The organism is Pseudomonas grandcourensis, from assembly GCF_039909015.1.
GTDB classification, from domain to species: Bacteria; Pseudomonadota; Gammaproteobacteria; order Pseudomonadales; family Pseudomonadaceae; genus Aquipseudomonas; species Aquipseudomonas grandcourensis.
Window position 1 is genome coordinate 3,284,825 of record NZ_CP150919.1, and the last position, 14,505, is coordinate 3,299,329.

A 14,505-nucleotide genomic window follows, 5' to 3' on the forward strand; every position below is an offset into this window, starting at 1 on the left:
TAAATGGCGGTGGACGCCAGGTTGAATAACATTCCCTTAGTGATGGAGAGGCAATCATGAAATTCGAAGGCATTTATACCCCGGCAATCACTCCTTTGACCGCGAGCGGTGAAATCGACAAGGCCGCTTTCGCCGACGTGCTGGAGTACCTGATCGAGTCGAAAGTGCACGGCATTATCATTGGTGGTTCGACCGGCGAGTATTACGCCCATACCTCTCAAGAGCGTATCGAACTGGCGACCCAGGCTAAAGATGTCATCGGCGGACGCCTGCCGCTGGTGGTTGGTACCGGTGCAATCCGCACTGAAGACTCCGTCGAATACGCCAAGGCTGCTCGCGAGATCAAGGCCGATGCGATTCTGGTGGGCTCTCCGCCGTATGCATTGCCTACCGAGAAAGAAAACGCCATCCATGCGCTGACCGTGGATCGCGCTGCCGACTTGCCGATCATGCTCTACAACTACCCGGCACGCATGGGCGTCAGCATGGGCCCGGAGTATTTCGCGGCCGTTGCCGAAAGCAAAAACATCGTGGCCATCAAGGAAAGCTCCGGCGACATGGCGCAAGTCCATCGCCTGGCCCGGGAATACCCGAACATCAGCCTGTCCTGTGGCTGGGATGACCAGGCGCTGGAGTTCTTCGCCTGGGGTGCACGCAGCTGGGTGTGCGCCGGATCGAACTTCATTCCCCGTGAGCACGTTGCGCTCTACGAAGCCTGCGTCGTGGAAAAAGACTTCGATAAAGGCCGCAAGATCATGAGCGCCTTCATGCCGCTGATGGACTTCCTGGAAAGCGGTAAATTCGTGCAGTCGATCAAGGTTGGCTGCGAGTTGAACGGCCTGCGCACCGGCGGCGTGCGTTCGCCTCTGCAACCTCTTTACGAGCACGAGAAACAGGCCTTGCAAGACATCATCACCACCCTGAAACGTGACGTCGCCCAGGTGACCGGGAGCGCAAAATGACTGGCCTTCTCAGCGCGGCGGAATATGCCGCCATCGCCCGGGGCCTGAAGTTCCCGACTCAGTCGTTCGTCAACGGTGAGTCCTACACATCGGTGTCGGGCAAAACCTTTACCACAACCAATCCGGCGACCAATGACGTGCTGGCCGAGATCACGGCCTGCAATGCTCAAGACGTTGACTTCGCAGTGGCCAAGGCCAAGGAGGCCTTCGAAGATGGTCGCTGGCATAAATTGAGCCCTGGCGAGCGCAAGAAGGTGTTGCTGCGCTTTGCTGACCTGCTGGAGCAGAATTCCCACGAGCTTTCTGTCCTGGAAAGTCTGGATAGCGGTAAACCCGTTCGCGAGTGCCAACTCACGGATGTTCCGGAAACCATTCACATGATCCGCTGGCATGCAGAGCTGATCGACAAGATCTACGACAGCACCGCACCGGTCGGCTCCGGTGCGTTGAGCCTGGTGGTGCGTGAAGCCATCGGGGTCGTCGGCCTGGTGCTGCCCTGGAACTTCCCGCTGCTGATGCTGGCGTGGAAAATCGGCCCTTCGCTGGCCGCGGGCTGCTCCATCATCGTCAAACCGGCCAAGGAAACCACCTTGACGGCACTGCGGGTCGCCGAACTGGCTCATGAGGCAGGCGTGCCCGCCGGTGTGTTCAACGTGCTGTCGGGCGGCGGCGGTGAAGTGGGCGAGCCGCTTGGCCGGCACATGGACGTGTCCATGGTCAGCTTCACCGGTTCGACAGCCACCGGCCGCAAGTTCCTTAACTACGCGGCGGATTCGAACCTCAAGCGCATTGTGCTGGAGTGTGGCGGCAAGAACCCGGCAGTGGTGATGGATGACATCGAAGACCTGGATCTGGTCGCCAGCCACGTCGTCAACGGCGCGTTCTGGAACATGGGCGAAAACTGCTCGGCGTCCTCGCGCTTGATCGTGCATGCGGACATCAAGGACGAGTTGTTGAAGCGCATCGGCGTGCAGATGCGCGAATGGAAGATGGGCAATCCACTGGATCCGGACAATCGCCTTGGCGCCATGGTCAGCAAAGCCCATTTCGAGAAGGTTCGCTCCTACCTCGAGCAAGCGGCCGTTGAGAAACTCGACGTCGTTTATGGCGGCAACACCAAGAGTGACATCTTCGTCGAGCCTACCGTTGTCGATGGCGTAGGTGTCGATAGCAAACTGTTCCAGGAAGAGATCTTCGGCCCTGTGCTGGCGGTCACGACGTTCAACACCGTTGACGAAGCCATCGCTCTGGCCAATGACTCGGTGTATGGCCTGGCGGCATCGGTCTACACCGACAACCTGCGTAACGCCATCAAGCTCTCGCGGGAAATTCGCGCGGGGATCGTGACGGTCAACTGCTTCGGTGAGGGTGATGCTTCCACGCCGTTTGGTGGCTACAAGGAGTCCGGGTTTGGCGGGCGCGACAAGTCCATCTGGGCCCACGATCAGTACACCGAAATCAAGACCATCTGGATCGACGTCTCTGAGCGGTAATCTACCGAACGGATGACAGCGGTATGCACGCCCATCCCGAATACCACGAATGTCGGGATGGGGGCTGCATCAAGCAATGGCAAAAAATAAAATGCCAATTGAATGTACCCGTTATTTGCCGTCCATACTCCCGGACGGCTCATCCCTGTTTGGTGGAAAAAATCGCCGGCATCTGGAGATGCTTGTAGATGGCGAGAAACCTCAGGCCGAAGGTGAAAATCAATGCAATCCAACCGGCAACCCAGATCGAGGGGAATACGTCGCGTAGCAGAACATAGAGCGTGCATCCCAGCAAAATTGGCGTGGCATAGATGTCACGTGACATCAGCAGCGAGACTCTTCCGGCCAGGACATCCCGCGCGATGCCACCTCCGATGCTGGTCAGCACCCCCATCATCACGGCCAATGGCGCTGCAAGATGCAATGCCAGGACTTTCTCGGTTGCCGCCAATCCGAACAGCGCTGCCGCTAATCCATCAAGGTAAAGCAACAGTCGATAACGCTGCTGCAGCCTTTGGGTCAGAAAAAACGCCAGCAGTGCTGCCAGCAAGGCGGCCCAAATGTAATTGAAGTCGGCAATCCAGAAGATCGGAAGATCCAGCAACAGATCGCGCAGGGTGCCGCCGCCAATAGCCGTGATGATTCCGAGCACCACAGCACCAAACAAATCGACATCCGCTTTCTTGATGGCCAGCACACCTGTGATGGAAAACACCGCAATACCTAGCATTTCCTGGAGATAAAGCATCTTGCATTCCCTTCTCAGGTGACCCGGCAGTAGAGCCAAGTAAGTATGGTCAATATGAAAGCCAGTAACGCGAAAATGCTCTCAACCCTGATCAGTGCCATGGGCTCGGACCGGATGGGCGCGTCCATTGATTCAGCGCTGCGAAGTATCCTGGGATTCGATATGAGCTGCGGCTATTTTTATATGGGCTCGGAAAGTACGGAGGCGAGATCCGAAGATGCGTTGGTTCACATCCTTTCCGGCGGTTCATCAACTATCTGACGGGGCCACTCTGAAAAGACAGTGGTCGTTTCCCGATTGCGGACAAGGAGCTTTCAATGTGCATCCTGTACATGGCAGACCCGGCCGATGCGCAGAAGTGGCGCGATTGCCTGTCATCGATGGCTCCTGAACTGGAGTTCCGCCAGTGGCCTGATGTCGGTAACCCGGCAGAGGTACGTTACCTCCTTGCCTGGGAGCCTCTGCCCAACCTGGCTGACCGGTTTCGCAATCTTCGAGTCCTTTACGCAGCGGGGGCTGGCGTCGATCAGTTCGATCTGGCCGGTTTGCCGGCAGGGGTATCGCTCGTTCGGCTGGTTGATGGCTCGATGGCCTACATCATGGCCGAGTATGTCTTGTTCGCCGTACTTGCCTTGCACCGAGACATCCTCGCGTACCAGGAGGATCAACGCAGTGGTCGTTGGCAACCCAGGCCAATCGTGCTCGCATCCCAGCGGTGTGTTGGCGTCATGGGGCTTGGTACTCTGGGGCGAGCGGCGCTTGGTCGCCTTCAACCCTTGGGGTTTCAGCTCAGTGGCTGGAATCGCTCCATGAAGGATGTTCCTGGCGGACGCTGTTACGTCGGCCAAGAGCAGCTGGATGAGTTTTTGGCTCAGTGCGACATCCTCGTGAACATGTTGCCGCTTACCCCCGAAACAAAGGGGATACTCAATGCTGCAACGCTGGCTCGATTGCCTCAGGGAGCGGGGCTGATTAATGTGGGGCGCGGCGCCCACCTGGTTGAGCAAGATTTGCTTGCAGCGCTGAATGACGGCCGCGTGGGAGGGGCAGTGCTGGACGTCCTGGCACAGGAGCCTGCGTCCCCGGACAATCCTTTTCGTAAACACCCTCGAGTACTGTTGACCCCGCATATCGCGAGTGATGTGCAGGTTGAAGGGGGCGTGGCCGTGATCGTCGAAAACCTTCAGAGAGAGCGAGAGGGTAGACCACTCTTGAATGAGGTTGATCGTTTCAAGGGTTACTAGAGTCCCGGTTTGCAAGGACAAACGCTACGGTTGGCCTGCTGCAATCGATCCATATCTGCATGAAAACACTCGCCCGAAATCTCAAGCCCCCTGGTTTTTTTGAACCAGGGGGCTTTGTTTTACCTCCGGCATTGCTTCGCCACGGACCTAGCGGATACCGGCACCCGCCATGGACTCTGGCACCCACTGCGCGGTCGATAGCGGCTCGATGTAGCGGATGCCGCCATGCGGGCCTACCACGCCATTGATGTTATAGGTGCCTTTCGACAGGTCGTAAGTCATGAAAGGGGTGGCGTCCGGGACCTGCTGGTCGTAGCTCTGGCTGAAGAACGCGAAGGAGCCACGGTACAACTGGCCACTGGTGTCGTACTGATCGGAGGCCACCGCGGCCCAGGTGTCTTCATCCAGGTAGAAACGGCGCTTCTGGTAGATGTGCTTCGCCCCGGGCTTGAGGTTGCCCTCCACGACGTACACCCGGTGCTTTTCCCAGCGTACGAAGTCCGGGGCAATGAAGTTGGGCGTAGTCAGCGACTTGGCAGCGCGAGCGTAGGTGAGTTTGTACGTGTTGTAGGGCACGATCATTTCCTGCTTGCCCACCAGCGTCCAGTCGTACAGTTCGAGTGCGCGGGCGGTACCGGGGTTGGGGGTGTCGTAGGCCAGGATCGATATCTGTTTGACCCGGCGCTGGGCAGGCATGTACTGCCAGGCGCGGCCAGGGAACTTCGTCGCGTTGGTGGCGTTCTTGAGCATGATCGACTCGCCAGCTCGGCGCGCTGGTCCGGTATACGACAGTTTCAACTGATAGTAGATGTCGGAGCTGTTGAACGGCTTTGACAGGTTCTCGTAGATCGGGAAGGAGATGAATGCTTCGCCGGTGACCGCCAGGCTCGGAACGCCCGCCGTGTCGACACTCCAGGAATCGTACTTGGAGTGGATGTTGACGCCCTGGTAGCGCAGCAGGAAATTCCACATCGCTTCGGCGCCGGATTGCGGGATCGGGAAGGGCACTCCGGGCATCACATTGTCGATGGCGATCCCGCCGTTGAGGGACCTGGCGTTGGTCGCATTCTTGCGGCTGTTGTCCAGTATCGCCTGTGGCAGCGATGCCGTGCGGTGGGTCGGATAGACGTCGATGCGAAAGTCGGGGTAGCGCTTGGCCAAGGCCACTGTGGTGGCGGTCAGCATGCCTTTATACGCGTCGACGTTTCTGCCGTTGATCACCTGCAGCGGTTTTTCGCCCGCGAAGGGGTCCGGGCGCATGCTGTCGCCGGCCTTGAAGCTGGATGGAGCCGTGGTCAGGCCACCGTTGTAGGGCGGAATGGAACCGTCGGCATTACCGGCCTTTTCGGCTCCCACCCACGTCAGGCTGGTGCCCAGTCGGGCGGCTTCCTGGCTCGATACATAGGCTCGGGCATCGATGGCCAGCGCCATGATGGGTACAGCAGCCAGAAGACTTTTCACGAATTTCATATTGTTATTCTCCTGCCTGGCGTACCAGGCAACTCGTGACTCAGGCGCAGCAGTCGCTTACGTCAACTCATCGCCAGAGACCTTTTCAGTACTGCCATTAGATAGCCCCCTTATCAGGGTCGCTTTTCATTCGACGACAGCCCCTTGGCTATTGATGACAGGCCAGGGCTGTCTCGGCGGGCATTCGATGGGTCGAGTGATCATCACTTGTTTGTATTTTTCAGCGGAATCATCGGGTTACCGAATGGTCATAGTTATGGCTGAACACTGCCCGGATGAAAGTTTCGAGCAGCCATGACCCTTCCATACCTCCGACGTTTAGGACGTTTTTATGAATCGCGCAGTAATCTTGATCGTGGCCATTTCCAGCGCCGTCTTGTTGGGAGGCTGCGGCCCACATTGGGATGACGGAGAACGGTACGGGCGATATCACGATCATGACCATCGACGTGGTTACGACCAGCGAGGGGACGATGATCGAGGTTATGACCGTGACGATGATCGTCGTGGCTATGATCGCGATCACCGTCGCTACCGTGATCGCGATGACAACGACGATTGATACGTTAACTTCGAGTGGATGGAAGCCAGGTCTGAGCAACACGCAGCGAATAATTTGCAGCCCGTCTCATACCTGGCACTAAAGTGAACAAAATCATTGAAAAAAACCGCCATAAGCTTTAAACGGAAAGCCAAATGGCACATTGCAAGCAATCAGCCAGTGAGTTTCAGTAGTTTTGGCTCAGGGAGCGCTGATGAGTTTTCGTACATTGACTGGCTCCCCGCGGCAATCGAGCAATGACGCAGTTGCCGAATTTCACCCCCCGGGGAACCCGGATACTGTCGGCATGGCCTGCGCCGGCAACGACGACACGATCGGGCACTTGTTGGACTCGGCGCGCAACTGGGCCCATACCACCGCATGGGTGTTTTACCGTGCCGGTGAACAGATGCATCGGGTTGGCCAGGGCGACCCACGGGTACAGTGGCCTTCGAGCGTTGCGAGTGACGAGTTTGATGCCTTTTGCCTGGCTTCGAACCTGCACCGCTGGCCCACCGGCAAGGGCGAAAGTGAGCTGGGCTGGCTGCTCGCGCCACTCGACGATGCTGCAGAACCGGCGCTTGCCGAACTTGCCCAGTGCCTGGGCATTGAGCTGCAGACCAATACCCTGGCCCGTGCGCAGATCACTCAGCGTGTGCTGTATGAAATTACCTACCTGGCCAGCTCGACCCGTGACCGGTCAGAGTTCCTGGTGGGGGCTCACCGGCTGCTGGCCAGCCTGATCGACGCCGAGAACTTCTATCTCGCGCTGTATAACCCGCACACTGGCAAGATCGATTACCCGTATTACGTCGACATCATCGACGTAGATGCCCTGGAATCCGAGAACTACGAATACCTTGACCCTTCGCGCCTGTCGTTGACCGGCCAGGTGTTGACCACCGGCCAGCCGTTGCTGATCGATGCCGCCGGTATTCTCGCGGCCCAGGCCGAGGACCGTTTCCACTGCGTGGGTGATCGTCCCGAGTTCTGGATGGGCGCACCGTTGAAAAACGCCTCGGACGAGGTGTTTGGCATGCTGGCGATGCAGGTCTACGACGTTTCTCGCATCTACAGCGCTGAAGACCGCGCACTGTTTCTGGTGGTCGCCCGCCACGTGGCCATGGCGCTGGACCGGATTCTGCACCGGGAAGACCTGGAAGAAACGGTGTTGCGTCGCACCCTGGAGCTTTCGGCGGTCAACGACGCATTGCGCCAGGAAGTCACAGACCGGGAGCGTGCCGAACATCTGCAAAGCGCGCTGTTCCAGATTGCAGAACTGTCCAGCCAGCCCGGTGACATGGCCGAGTTGTTCCGGACCCTGCATGGCATCGTCGGTGATCTGCTGTTCGCGCAGAACTTCTACATTGCGCTGTTTGCCGACGCGACCGGCGAAGTGACGTTTCCCTATTACGTGGATGAGCGGCAGACCACCTGCCCGGCGGCACGTCGAGGGCGTCGGGGCTTGACCGAGTACGTCATCCGTCAGCGCCGCCCCTGCCTGATTGACGTCGGCGAAGCTGAACGATTGTCCGCGCAGGGCGAAATCCAGATTGCCCATGAGTCCGTGCGCTCCTTCTCCTGGCTGGGTATTCCTTTGTTCGAAGACGACGTGGTGCGCGGTGTACTGGCGGTGCAGAGCTATACCTCGCAGGTGCGCTATACCCTGCGCGACCAGGAATTGCTGACCTTCGTGTCGCGGCACATCGACACAGCGTTGTCGCGACGCACGGCCGCCGAAGCGATTCATGCCGCCAACCTCAAGCTTGAAGCCAGGGTACAGAGCCGCACCCGCGAACTCGATCACGCCAACGCCAAGTTGCAGCACGAAAACTCCCACGATGCGCTGACCGGGCTACCCAATCGCACTTATCTGCAGCAGCGCCTCAACCTGGCCTGGTCGCGGTTCGGCCGCGAAGGCGGGCACCTGGCCGTGATGTTCATCGACCTCGACCGCTTCAAGATGGTCAACGACAGCCTCGGCCACCATTTTGGCGACCTGCTGTTGATGCAGGCTGCCCACCGTTTGCGCGGTTGCCTGCGCGAAACCGACATGCTGGCTCGTTTGGGTGGCGATGAGTTTTCAGTGCTGGCTCCCGAGGCATCGCTGGAGGTGTTGATCGAAATCGCCGAACGGATCCTGGTGGCATTCGACCTGCCGTTTTTCATCAATGGCCATGAAGTTTTTTCGTCCTGCAGTATCGGCATCGTCAGCGCCGATAGTCAGTTCCATCACGAGCCCGCCGACTTGCTGCGCGATGCCGATGTGGCGATGTACCGGGTCAAGAGTGCCGGGCGCGACAGCTACGCGGTGTTCAACCAGGAAGTGCGCCGTGAAGTCTCGGACCAGGTCGAGCGAGAAGGGGCCTTGCGCAACGCGCTCAAACGCACCGACGAACTGCTGCCGTATTTCCAGCCGATCGTCAGCGTCGACACCGGCGAACTGTTGGCCCTTGAAGCACTGATCCGCTGGCACCAGCCGGGCGGCCGGGTGATTGCACCGGGCCAATTCTTGCCGGATGTCGAGGGTTTGCGCCTGATCGGTCGATTGGATCTGTACATGCTCGCCAGCATTGCCGCGATCCTCGCACAGCCCGAACACGCCGACTGGCCGCCGGTGCACGTCAATTGCTCCAGCTACAGCATGACGCGCCCCGAATTCGCCAACGAGGTGCTGGCACTGTTGGCGCAGCACCGGGTCTCGCCATCGCGAATCTGCCTGGAGTTGACCGAAGGGGCGCTGGTCGCCGAACCGGCGATTGCCCGGCAGACCATGCAACAACTGGCCGACAACGGCATGTCAGTGGTGCTCGATGACTTCGGCGCAGGGTTTTCATCCCTGAGCTATGTGCATCAATACCGCTTCAGCGGCTTGAAAATCGACAAGTCGTTCATCCTCGAACTGACCACCAGCCCCCGAAGTCGCGCGATCGTCCGGGCTATTGTGCGGATGGCCGAATCGCTCGACCTGAGCGTGGTGGCCGAAGGCGTCGAGGATCAAGCGACGCTGGAGTTGCTGCGTGAAATGGGGGCAGGGCAGGCCCAAGGTTATCATTTTGCCAAACCGATGGCCTTGAAGGCGCTTTTGGCCAGCCCACTGCTCGGTCGCCAGCGTTGCTGACAAAACCACAGCATCAGGGCAGTCGCACTGATCAAGGCCCCCAGCAGGCTGACGGCGATCCAGCCCCATAACGCATATACCTGCGTCGCGGCGGCGGCACCCAGTGCGCTGCCCACCGAGTAAAAGCACATGTAGGCGCCGACCATGCGACTTTGCGCGTCGGGCCGTGCCGCGAAAATCAGGCTCTGGTTGGTGACGTGTACGGCCTGCACCGCGAAGTCGAGCAAGAGCACTCCAAACACCAGCGCGATCAGTGACCACTGTGCAAAGGCGATGGGCAACCAGGACAGCGTCAGGATCGCCAGCGAAATGCCGGTGACCCGTTGCCCCAGACCCTGGTCGGCCCAGCGACCGGATCTTCTGGCAGCCAGGGCACCAGCGACGCCCGCCAGGCCAAACAGGCCAATGACCGTGTGCGAAAGCGACAGCGGTGGGGCGCTCAACGGCAGCACCATGGATGTCCATAGCACGGAAAAAGCGGCAAAGATCAGCAACGCCAGCAGGCCCCGGGTTCGCAACACCGGTTCGGTCATGAACAGCGTGAACAGCGAGCGGATGAGTGCCGGGTAGGTGTATCGACTGCGTGGCGTCACTGCGGGTGGCAACACTTTCCAGAACACCGCCGCGAGGGTCAGCATCAATCCCGAGGAAACGAAGTACACAGCACGCCAGCCCGCCAGATCGGCGATCAGCCCGGAGGTGAACCGCGCCAGAAGAATGCCCAGGACAATGCCGCTGGTGACGGTCCCCACGGCCTGGCCACGTTGTGACGGCGTTGCCAGGGCAGCGGTGCAGGCCACCAGCACTTGAACCATCACGGCCAGCAAACCCACAGCGATCATGGTCCCCAACAGCGTCAGCCATTGCTGTGCGGCGCCGACGCCCGCCAGCGCAATCGCAGACAGCAGCATTTGCGTCAGAATCAGCCCTTTACGGTTCAACAAGTCGCCCAGCGGGACGATGAACAGCAACCCCAGCGCGTAACCGACTTGAGTCGCCGTCACCACAAACCCGATCATTGATGGGGCAACCTCCAGGCTCCGGGCCATCGAGTCGAGCAAGGGTTGTGCGAAGTAGACGTTGGCGACGGCAAGCGCGCAGGTGACAGAAAACAGAAACGTGAGCTTCGCAGAAAGCCCCGAAGCCTGCGTGGTGAATGGATGGGTGGCTGAACCGGTACCTGCTTTCATGTAAGCCTCCGTGGCGCTAAACTGGTTTCAATTGGCAACTGGATTTAATTGTTATCGAATCAGGTTTCATATTGCAACCACATTGCTCAAGGCCAGACGATTGGCCTGGCAGTCCTTATCCAAAAGGTAAACACGATGGTCGCAGACCCTTCATCGCAAGGCAGCGAATGCCCGGTAGCACGGGCACTGGAAGCTATTGGGGATCGTTGGTCGCTGATGATCATTCGCGACGCGTTTGACGGCATTCGCCGATTCAGCGAATTTCAAAAAAGCCTGGGGGTGGCCAAGAACATTCTGGCATCGCGCCTGAAGACGTTGGTTGAGGTCGGTGTGTTCGATGTTCAACCTGCGTCGGATGGAAGTGCCTACAAGGAATACGCCCTGACGGAAAAAGGGCGTGAGATTTTTCCAGTGGTGGTCAGTATGAGGCAGTGGGGCGAACGGTTTCTGTTCACCCAGGACGAGACCCGTTCGGTGTTGCTGGACAATGAGTATGGCCAGTCCCTGATGCCGATTGAAGTTCGCTCCGCGAGCGGTCAAAAACTTGGACCGTCCGACTGCCACCGGGTGAGGGTGGTAGCGGGCGAGTCGTGAATCGAACGGTTGAAAGGTGAATCAGTCGAGCAGCGACACCAGCCGCGGTTCGATTGACTGCCCAACCATTTCCAGCAACGCCAGGGTGACAGGCAATTTGAAGCGTCGGCGCCCGGCACTGCCTGGGTTCAGGAACAGCCGCTCACCGCGCCAGTCGATGCACGGTTTGTGCGAATGACCGGTGATCACCAGCTTGATGCGGCTATCAAGATCGGCCGCCACATCGGCGATGTCATGCACCAGCAGAACTGTCCAGCCGTTGAGCTCCAGGCGCAGACAATCGGGCAACGTCTGTGCCCAAAGGGCGTCCAGGTCATTGTTGCCACGCACCGCATCGACCGGCGCGATTGCGGCCAGTTGGTCGAGGATCGCTTCGCTGCCGATGTCACCCGCGTGAAGGATACGATCACAGCCTTGCAGGGCGGCAATCGCTTCGGGGCGGAGCAAGCCGTGGGTGTCGGAAATGACGCCGATTTTCATCGCGGGCGGCTCGAGTTGCATTCTGGTTCCAGGCTCAAGGGGATGTCTCCTGCGCCGAGCTTTGTTGAGCGAAGCGGTCGATCAACCACCTCGCAGCCGGCCCCGGCGGCAGATCCGTGCGGTAGATGACGTCGAAGGGGTAAATTCCGCTCTTGTATTCCGGGATGTTCAGTTGCACGAGTCGGCCGCTCTCCAGGTCTTCCCGGACCATCGGGGCCGGCATGTTCCCCCAACCGATGCCTTCACGCAGCAGCATGTGCTTGGCGCCAAGGTCCGCCAGGCGCCAGGTGCGGTTACTGAGCACGGCGAAATCCTTGTCCTTGGTCAAAAGCGAGCGGTCGGACAGCACCAGTTGCGTGTGTTCTCGGCCGGCGCCCGGAACGTTCGAGTCGCTTGAAGCCAGCGGATGATTCGGGGCCGCCACGGGAATCAACTCGACACTGCCGACGCCCATTCTCTCGATCCCGTCGATACCCTCGTTCATCGGACCGCTGACGCCGATGATCGCACCACGGTTGACCACCCGTTCAGTGACGGCGCCGAGGGCTTCCATGTGCAAGTGCAGGGCAACGGTCGGGAATTCTTCGCGAAAGGATTTGAGTGCATCCACCACGCGCTCGGGGGGCAGCATGACATCAAGCACCACGTGAACTTCGGCTTCGAGCCCCTGGAGCAGGCCTTTGACCTTGGCGCGTAGCCCATGGATGCCGTTGGCAATGGTCCTGGCTTCGGCCAGTACGGTGCGACCGGCATCGGTGAGCTGGGGCTTGCGGGTCGTCTGGCGATCGAACAGCGACACGCCGAGCTGCATTTCCAGGTTGGCGATCGAGTAGCTGACAACCGACGTGGCGCGATGAAGTTTTCTGGCGGCGGCTGCAAAACTGCCGACTTCCACGACCGTCAGGAACACCCGCAGTTGGTCCAGTGTCGGTGTTCCCGGGTCAGAGATCATGTCTGTTTCCTTGATCCAGACGTCGCTCGGAAAATTGCACGATTGATCTCTCCTTTGCCGGTTGTGCGGGTGTGCTTTTCTAATAAATCGAATCTAATGATCTAAATTAGTCAGCTATTAAGATTAGCTGACGCAGCGCAACATTTCCTCACCAAGGCGGTTCCTGTCGAATCGCACCCAACTGAAGGAAATACCTCATGACGACTTCTGCAAACATCGCTCAAACAACCACCTCTGAACAGAGCCGTTCCGACGTCACCCAAGCCTCGGCCTCGTTGATCGGCCGCGTACTGCTCAGCGCCATCTTCATCCTTTCCGGTTTTTCGAAACTCGCCGCTCCGGCAATGATGATCGGCTACATCGGTTCGGTCGGGCTTCCGCTTCCACAATTGGCACTGGCGGTGGCGATCATTGTAGAGATCGGCGGCGGCCTGGCACTGATCGCCGGATACCGCACCCGCACCGTCGCCGCCGTACTGGCCGTGTTCAGCGTGTTCACCGCGCTGGCGTTCCATAACGCACTGGGCGATCAGAACCAGTTCATCCACTTCTTCAAGAACATCGCGATGGCCGGTGGCCTGCTGCAGGTCGTGGCCTTCGGTGCCGGTCGCTTCAGCCTCGACGCCCGCCGTCGTTGATACCCCCCGCGCTGCGCAGGGCACGCGCCCACGCAGCGCAATGTTTTCTCCCTTCTTTTCGATTATCGAGGCCTCCATGAAAGCCCTACGCGTATACGAATACGGCAGTCCTGATGTATTACGCCTGGAAGAAATTGCAGACCCTGTCGCCGGCGTTGGCGAGGTGCTGATCGATGTCGCCGCAGCCGGGGTCAACCCGATTGACTGGAAAGTCCTGTCCGGCGCCATGAAAGCGTTCATCCCGTTGCCGCTGCCTTTTACTCCGGGCGTTGAGGTGGCCGGCACCGTCGTCGCGCTGGGGGAGGGCGTCACTGAGTTCAACATCAGCGATGAAGTGTTCGGCTTCATCAACATCGTCGGCGGTTACGCGACCAAAGCCGTTGCCCAGGTTTCCAAACTAGCGCTCAAGCCAAAATCCCTCAGTGTCTTGCAGGCTGGCGCTGTTCCGGCATCGGCATTGACGGCGTGGCAGGCACTGACCGAACACGCTGGCGTGCAACGTCGACAGAAGGTATTGATCCACGCCGCGGCCGGTGGCGTGGGCAGTATGGCCGTACAGATTGCCAAGTACCTGGGCGCTGAAGTCTACGCAACGGCCTCGGCACACCACCATGCCTACCTGAAGGAAATCGGAGCGGACTACACCATCGACTACACCACCCAGGCTTTTGAGGAACTGGTATCAGGCCTCGATGTGGTACTGGACCTGGTGGGTGGCGAAACGCAAACCCGTTCGTTTGCGGTACTGAAAAAGCACGGCGTGCTGGTGTCGCCGGTTAGCGCTCCAAACATGTCGCTGGCCAATGACTACGGCGTGACCCCCGCGAACTTCGCCACCCGTTCGGATGGCCGGCAGCTCTCGCTCATCGCCGAACTGTTCGACAAGGGACACCTCAACGTCGATGTAGAGACTTACCCCTTGAGCGAGGGGACAATCGCGATCGAGAAAAGCATGGGCCGTCACTTACGGGGCAGGCTTGTTCTCGATACAACAAAGTAAGTGGTTGCCAGTGATTGTTCCTGGAGTTGGGCGTCGATACTGGAGACGCCCATCAATCCCTGTGTTGGGTGG

Annotated in this window: 14 protein-coding genes; 8 read left to right on the plus strand and 6 right to left on the minus strand. The window is 59.2% G+C overall.

What is annotated here, in order from left to right; translation table 11 throughout:
- Positions 1-56: 56 nt before the first annotated feature.
- Both AABM52_RS14630 and AABM52_RS14635 read left to right on the plus strand, forming a co-directional pair.
- Positions 57-962: a dihydrodipicolinate synthase family protein gene (locus AABM52_RS14630; RefSeq protein ID WP_347912500.1), complete on the plus strand. Its 906-nt coding sequence runs from the start codon at positions 57-59 to the stop codon at positions 960-962.
- Positions 959-2,455, plus strand: a complete 1,497-nt coding sequence (locus AABM52_RS14635; protein ID WP_347912501.1) for an aldehyde dehydrogenase — start codon at positions 959-961, stop codon at positions 2,453-2,455. Before AABM52_RS14630 ends, AABM52_RS14635 begins: the two co-directional genes overlap by 4 nt.
- Positions 2,456-2,594: 139 nt before the next feature.
- On the opposite strand, the gene AABM52_RS14640 is transcribed toward AABM52_RS14635, so the two are convergent.
- Positions 2,595-3,203 carry a TRIC cation channel family protein gene (locus AABM52_RS14640; protein ID WP_347912502.1) on the minus strand — a complete coding sequence of 203 codons (609 nt, stop codon included), beginning with the start codon at positions 3,201-3,203 and terminating at the stop codon, positions 2,595-2,597.
- 54 nt (positions 3,204-3,257) lie between these two features.
- On the opposite strand from AABM52_RS14640, the gene AABM52_RS14645 reads away from it, so the two are divergent.
- Both AABM52_RS14645 and AABM52_RS14650 read left to right on the plus strand, forming a co-directional pair.
- Positions 3,258-3,464, plus strand: a complete 207-nt coding sequence (locus AABM52_RS14645; RefSeq protein ID WP_347912503.1) for a hypothetical protein — start codon at positions 3,258-3,260, stop codon at positions 3,462-3,464.
- Between the two features lie 56 nt (positions 3,465-3,520).
- Positions 3,521-4,447, plus strand: coding sequence for a glyoxylate/hydroxypyruvate reductase A (locus AABM52_RS14650; protein ID WP_347912504.1), 927 nt, complete (start codon positions 3,521-3,523; stop codon positions 4,445-4,447).
- A 147-nt stretch (positions 4,448-4,594) separates the two neighbouring features.
- On the opposite strand, the gene AABM52_RS14655 is transcribed toward AABM52_RS14650, so the two are convergent.
- Positions 4,595-5,917: a DUF1329 domain-containing protein gene (locus AABM52_RS14655; RefSeq protein WP_347912505.1), complete on the minus strand. Its 1,323-nt coding sequence runs from the start codon at positions 5,915-5,917 to the stop codon at positions 4,595-4,597.
- Positions 5,918-6,146: 229 nt separating this feature from the next.
- A complete protein-coding gene (locus AABM52_RS14660; protein ID WP_347912506.1) occupies positions 6,147-6,521 on the minus strand; it encodes a hypothetical protein in 375 nt (124 codons plus the stop codon).
- A gap of 151 nt (positions 6,522-6,672) precedes the next feature.
- On the opposite strand from AABM52_RS14660, the gene AABM52_RS14665 reads away from it, so the two are divergent.
- Positions 6,673-9,579 carry an EAL domain-containing protein gene (locus tag AABM52_RS14665; RefSeq protein WP_347912507.1) on the plus strand — a complete coding sequence of 969 codons (2,907 nt, stop codon included), beginning with the start codon at positions 6,673-6,675 and terminating at the stop codon, positions 9,577-9,579.
- Here AABM52_RS14665 and AABM52_RS14670 read toward each other — a convergent pair.
- A complete protein-coding gene (locus tag AABM52_RS14670; RefSeq protein ID WP_347912508.1) occupies positions 9,510-10,769 on the minus strand; it encodes an MFS transporter in 1,260 nt (419 codons plus the stop codon). The genes AABM52_RS14665 and AABM52_RS14670 overlap by 70 nt on opposite strands.
- Positions 10,770-10,904: 135 nt before the next feature.
- On the opposite strand from AABM52_RS14670, the gene AABM52_RS14675 reads away from it, so the two are divergent.
- A complete protein-coding gene (locus AABM52_RS14675; protein WP_347912509.1) occupies positions 10,905-11,363 on the plus strand; it encodes a helix-turn-helix domain-containing protein in 459 nt (152 codons plus the stop codon).
- A 21-nt stretch (positions 11,364-11,384) separates the two neighbouring features.
- On the opposite strand, the gene AABM52_RS14680 is transcribed toward AABM52_RS14675, so the two are convergent.
- On the minus strand, positions 11,385-11,843 hold the full coding sequence (locus AABM52_RS14680) for a metallophosphoesterase family protein (RefSeq protein WP_347912629.1): 459 nt from the start codon (positions 11,841-11,843) through the stop codon (positions 11,385-11,387).
- A gap of 34 nt (positions 11,844-11,877) precedes the next feature.
- On the minus strand, positions 11,878-12,795 hold the full coding sequence (locus AABM52_RS14685) for a LysR family transcriptional regulator (protein WP_347912510.1): 918 nt from the start codon (positions 12,793-12,795) through the stop codon (positions 11,878-11,880).
- A gap of 197 nt (positions 12,796-12,992) precedes the next feature.
- Here AABM52_RS14685 and AABM52_RS14690 point away from each other — a divergent pair, with 197 nt between their 5' ends.
- On the plus strand, positions 12,993-13,433 hold the full coding sequence (locus AABM52_RS14690) for a DoxX family protein (RefSeq protein ID WP_347912511.1): 441 nt from the start codon (positions 12,993-12,995) through the stop codon (positions 13,431-13,433).
- A gap of 76 nt (positions 13,434-13,509) precedes the next feature.
- The gene (locus AABM52_RS14695) at positions 13,510-14,433 is read left to right on the plus strand and encodes an NADP-dependent oxidoreductase (RefSeq protein WP_347912512.1); all 924 of its coding nucleotides are present in this window, start codon (positions 13,510-13,512) and stop codon (positions 14,431-14,433) included.
- The last annotated feature ends 72 nt before the right edge of the window (positions 14,434-14,505 follow it).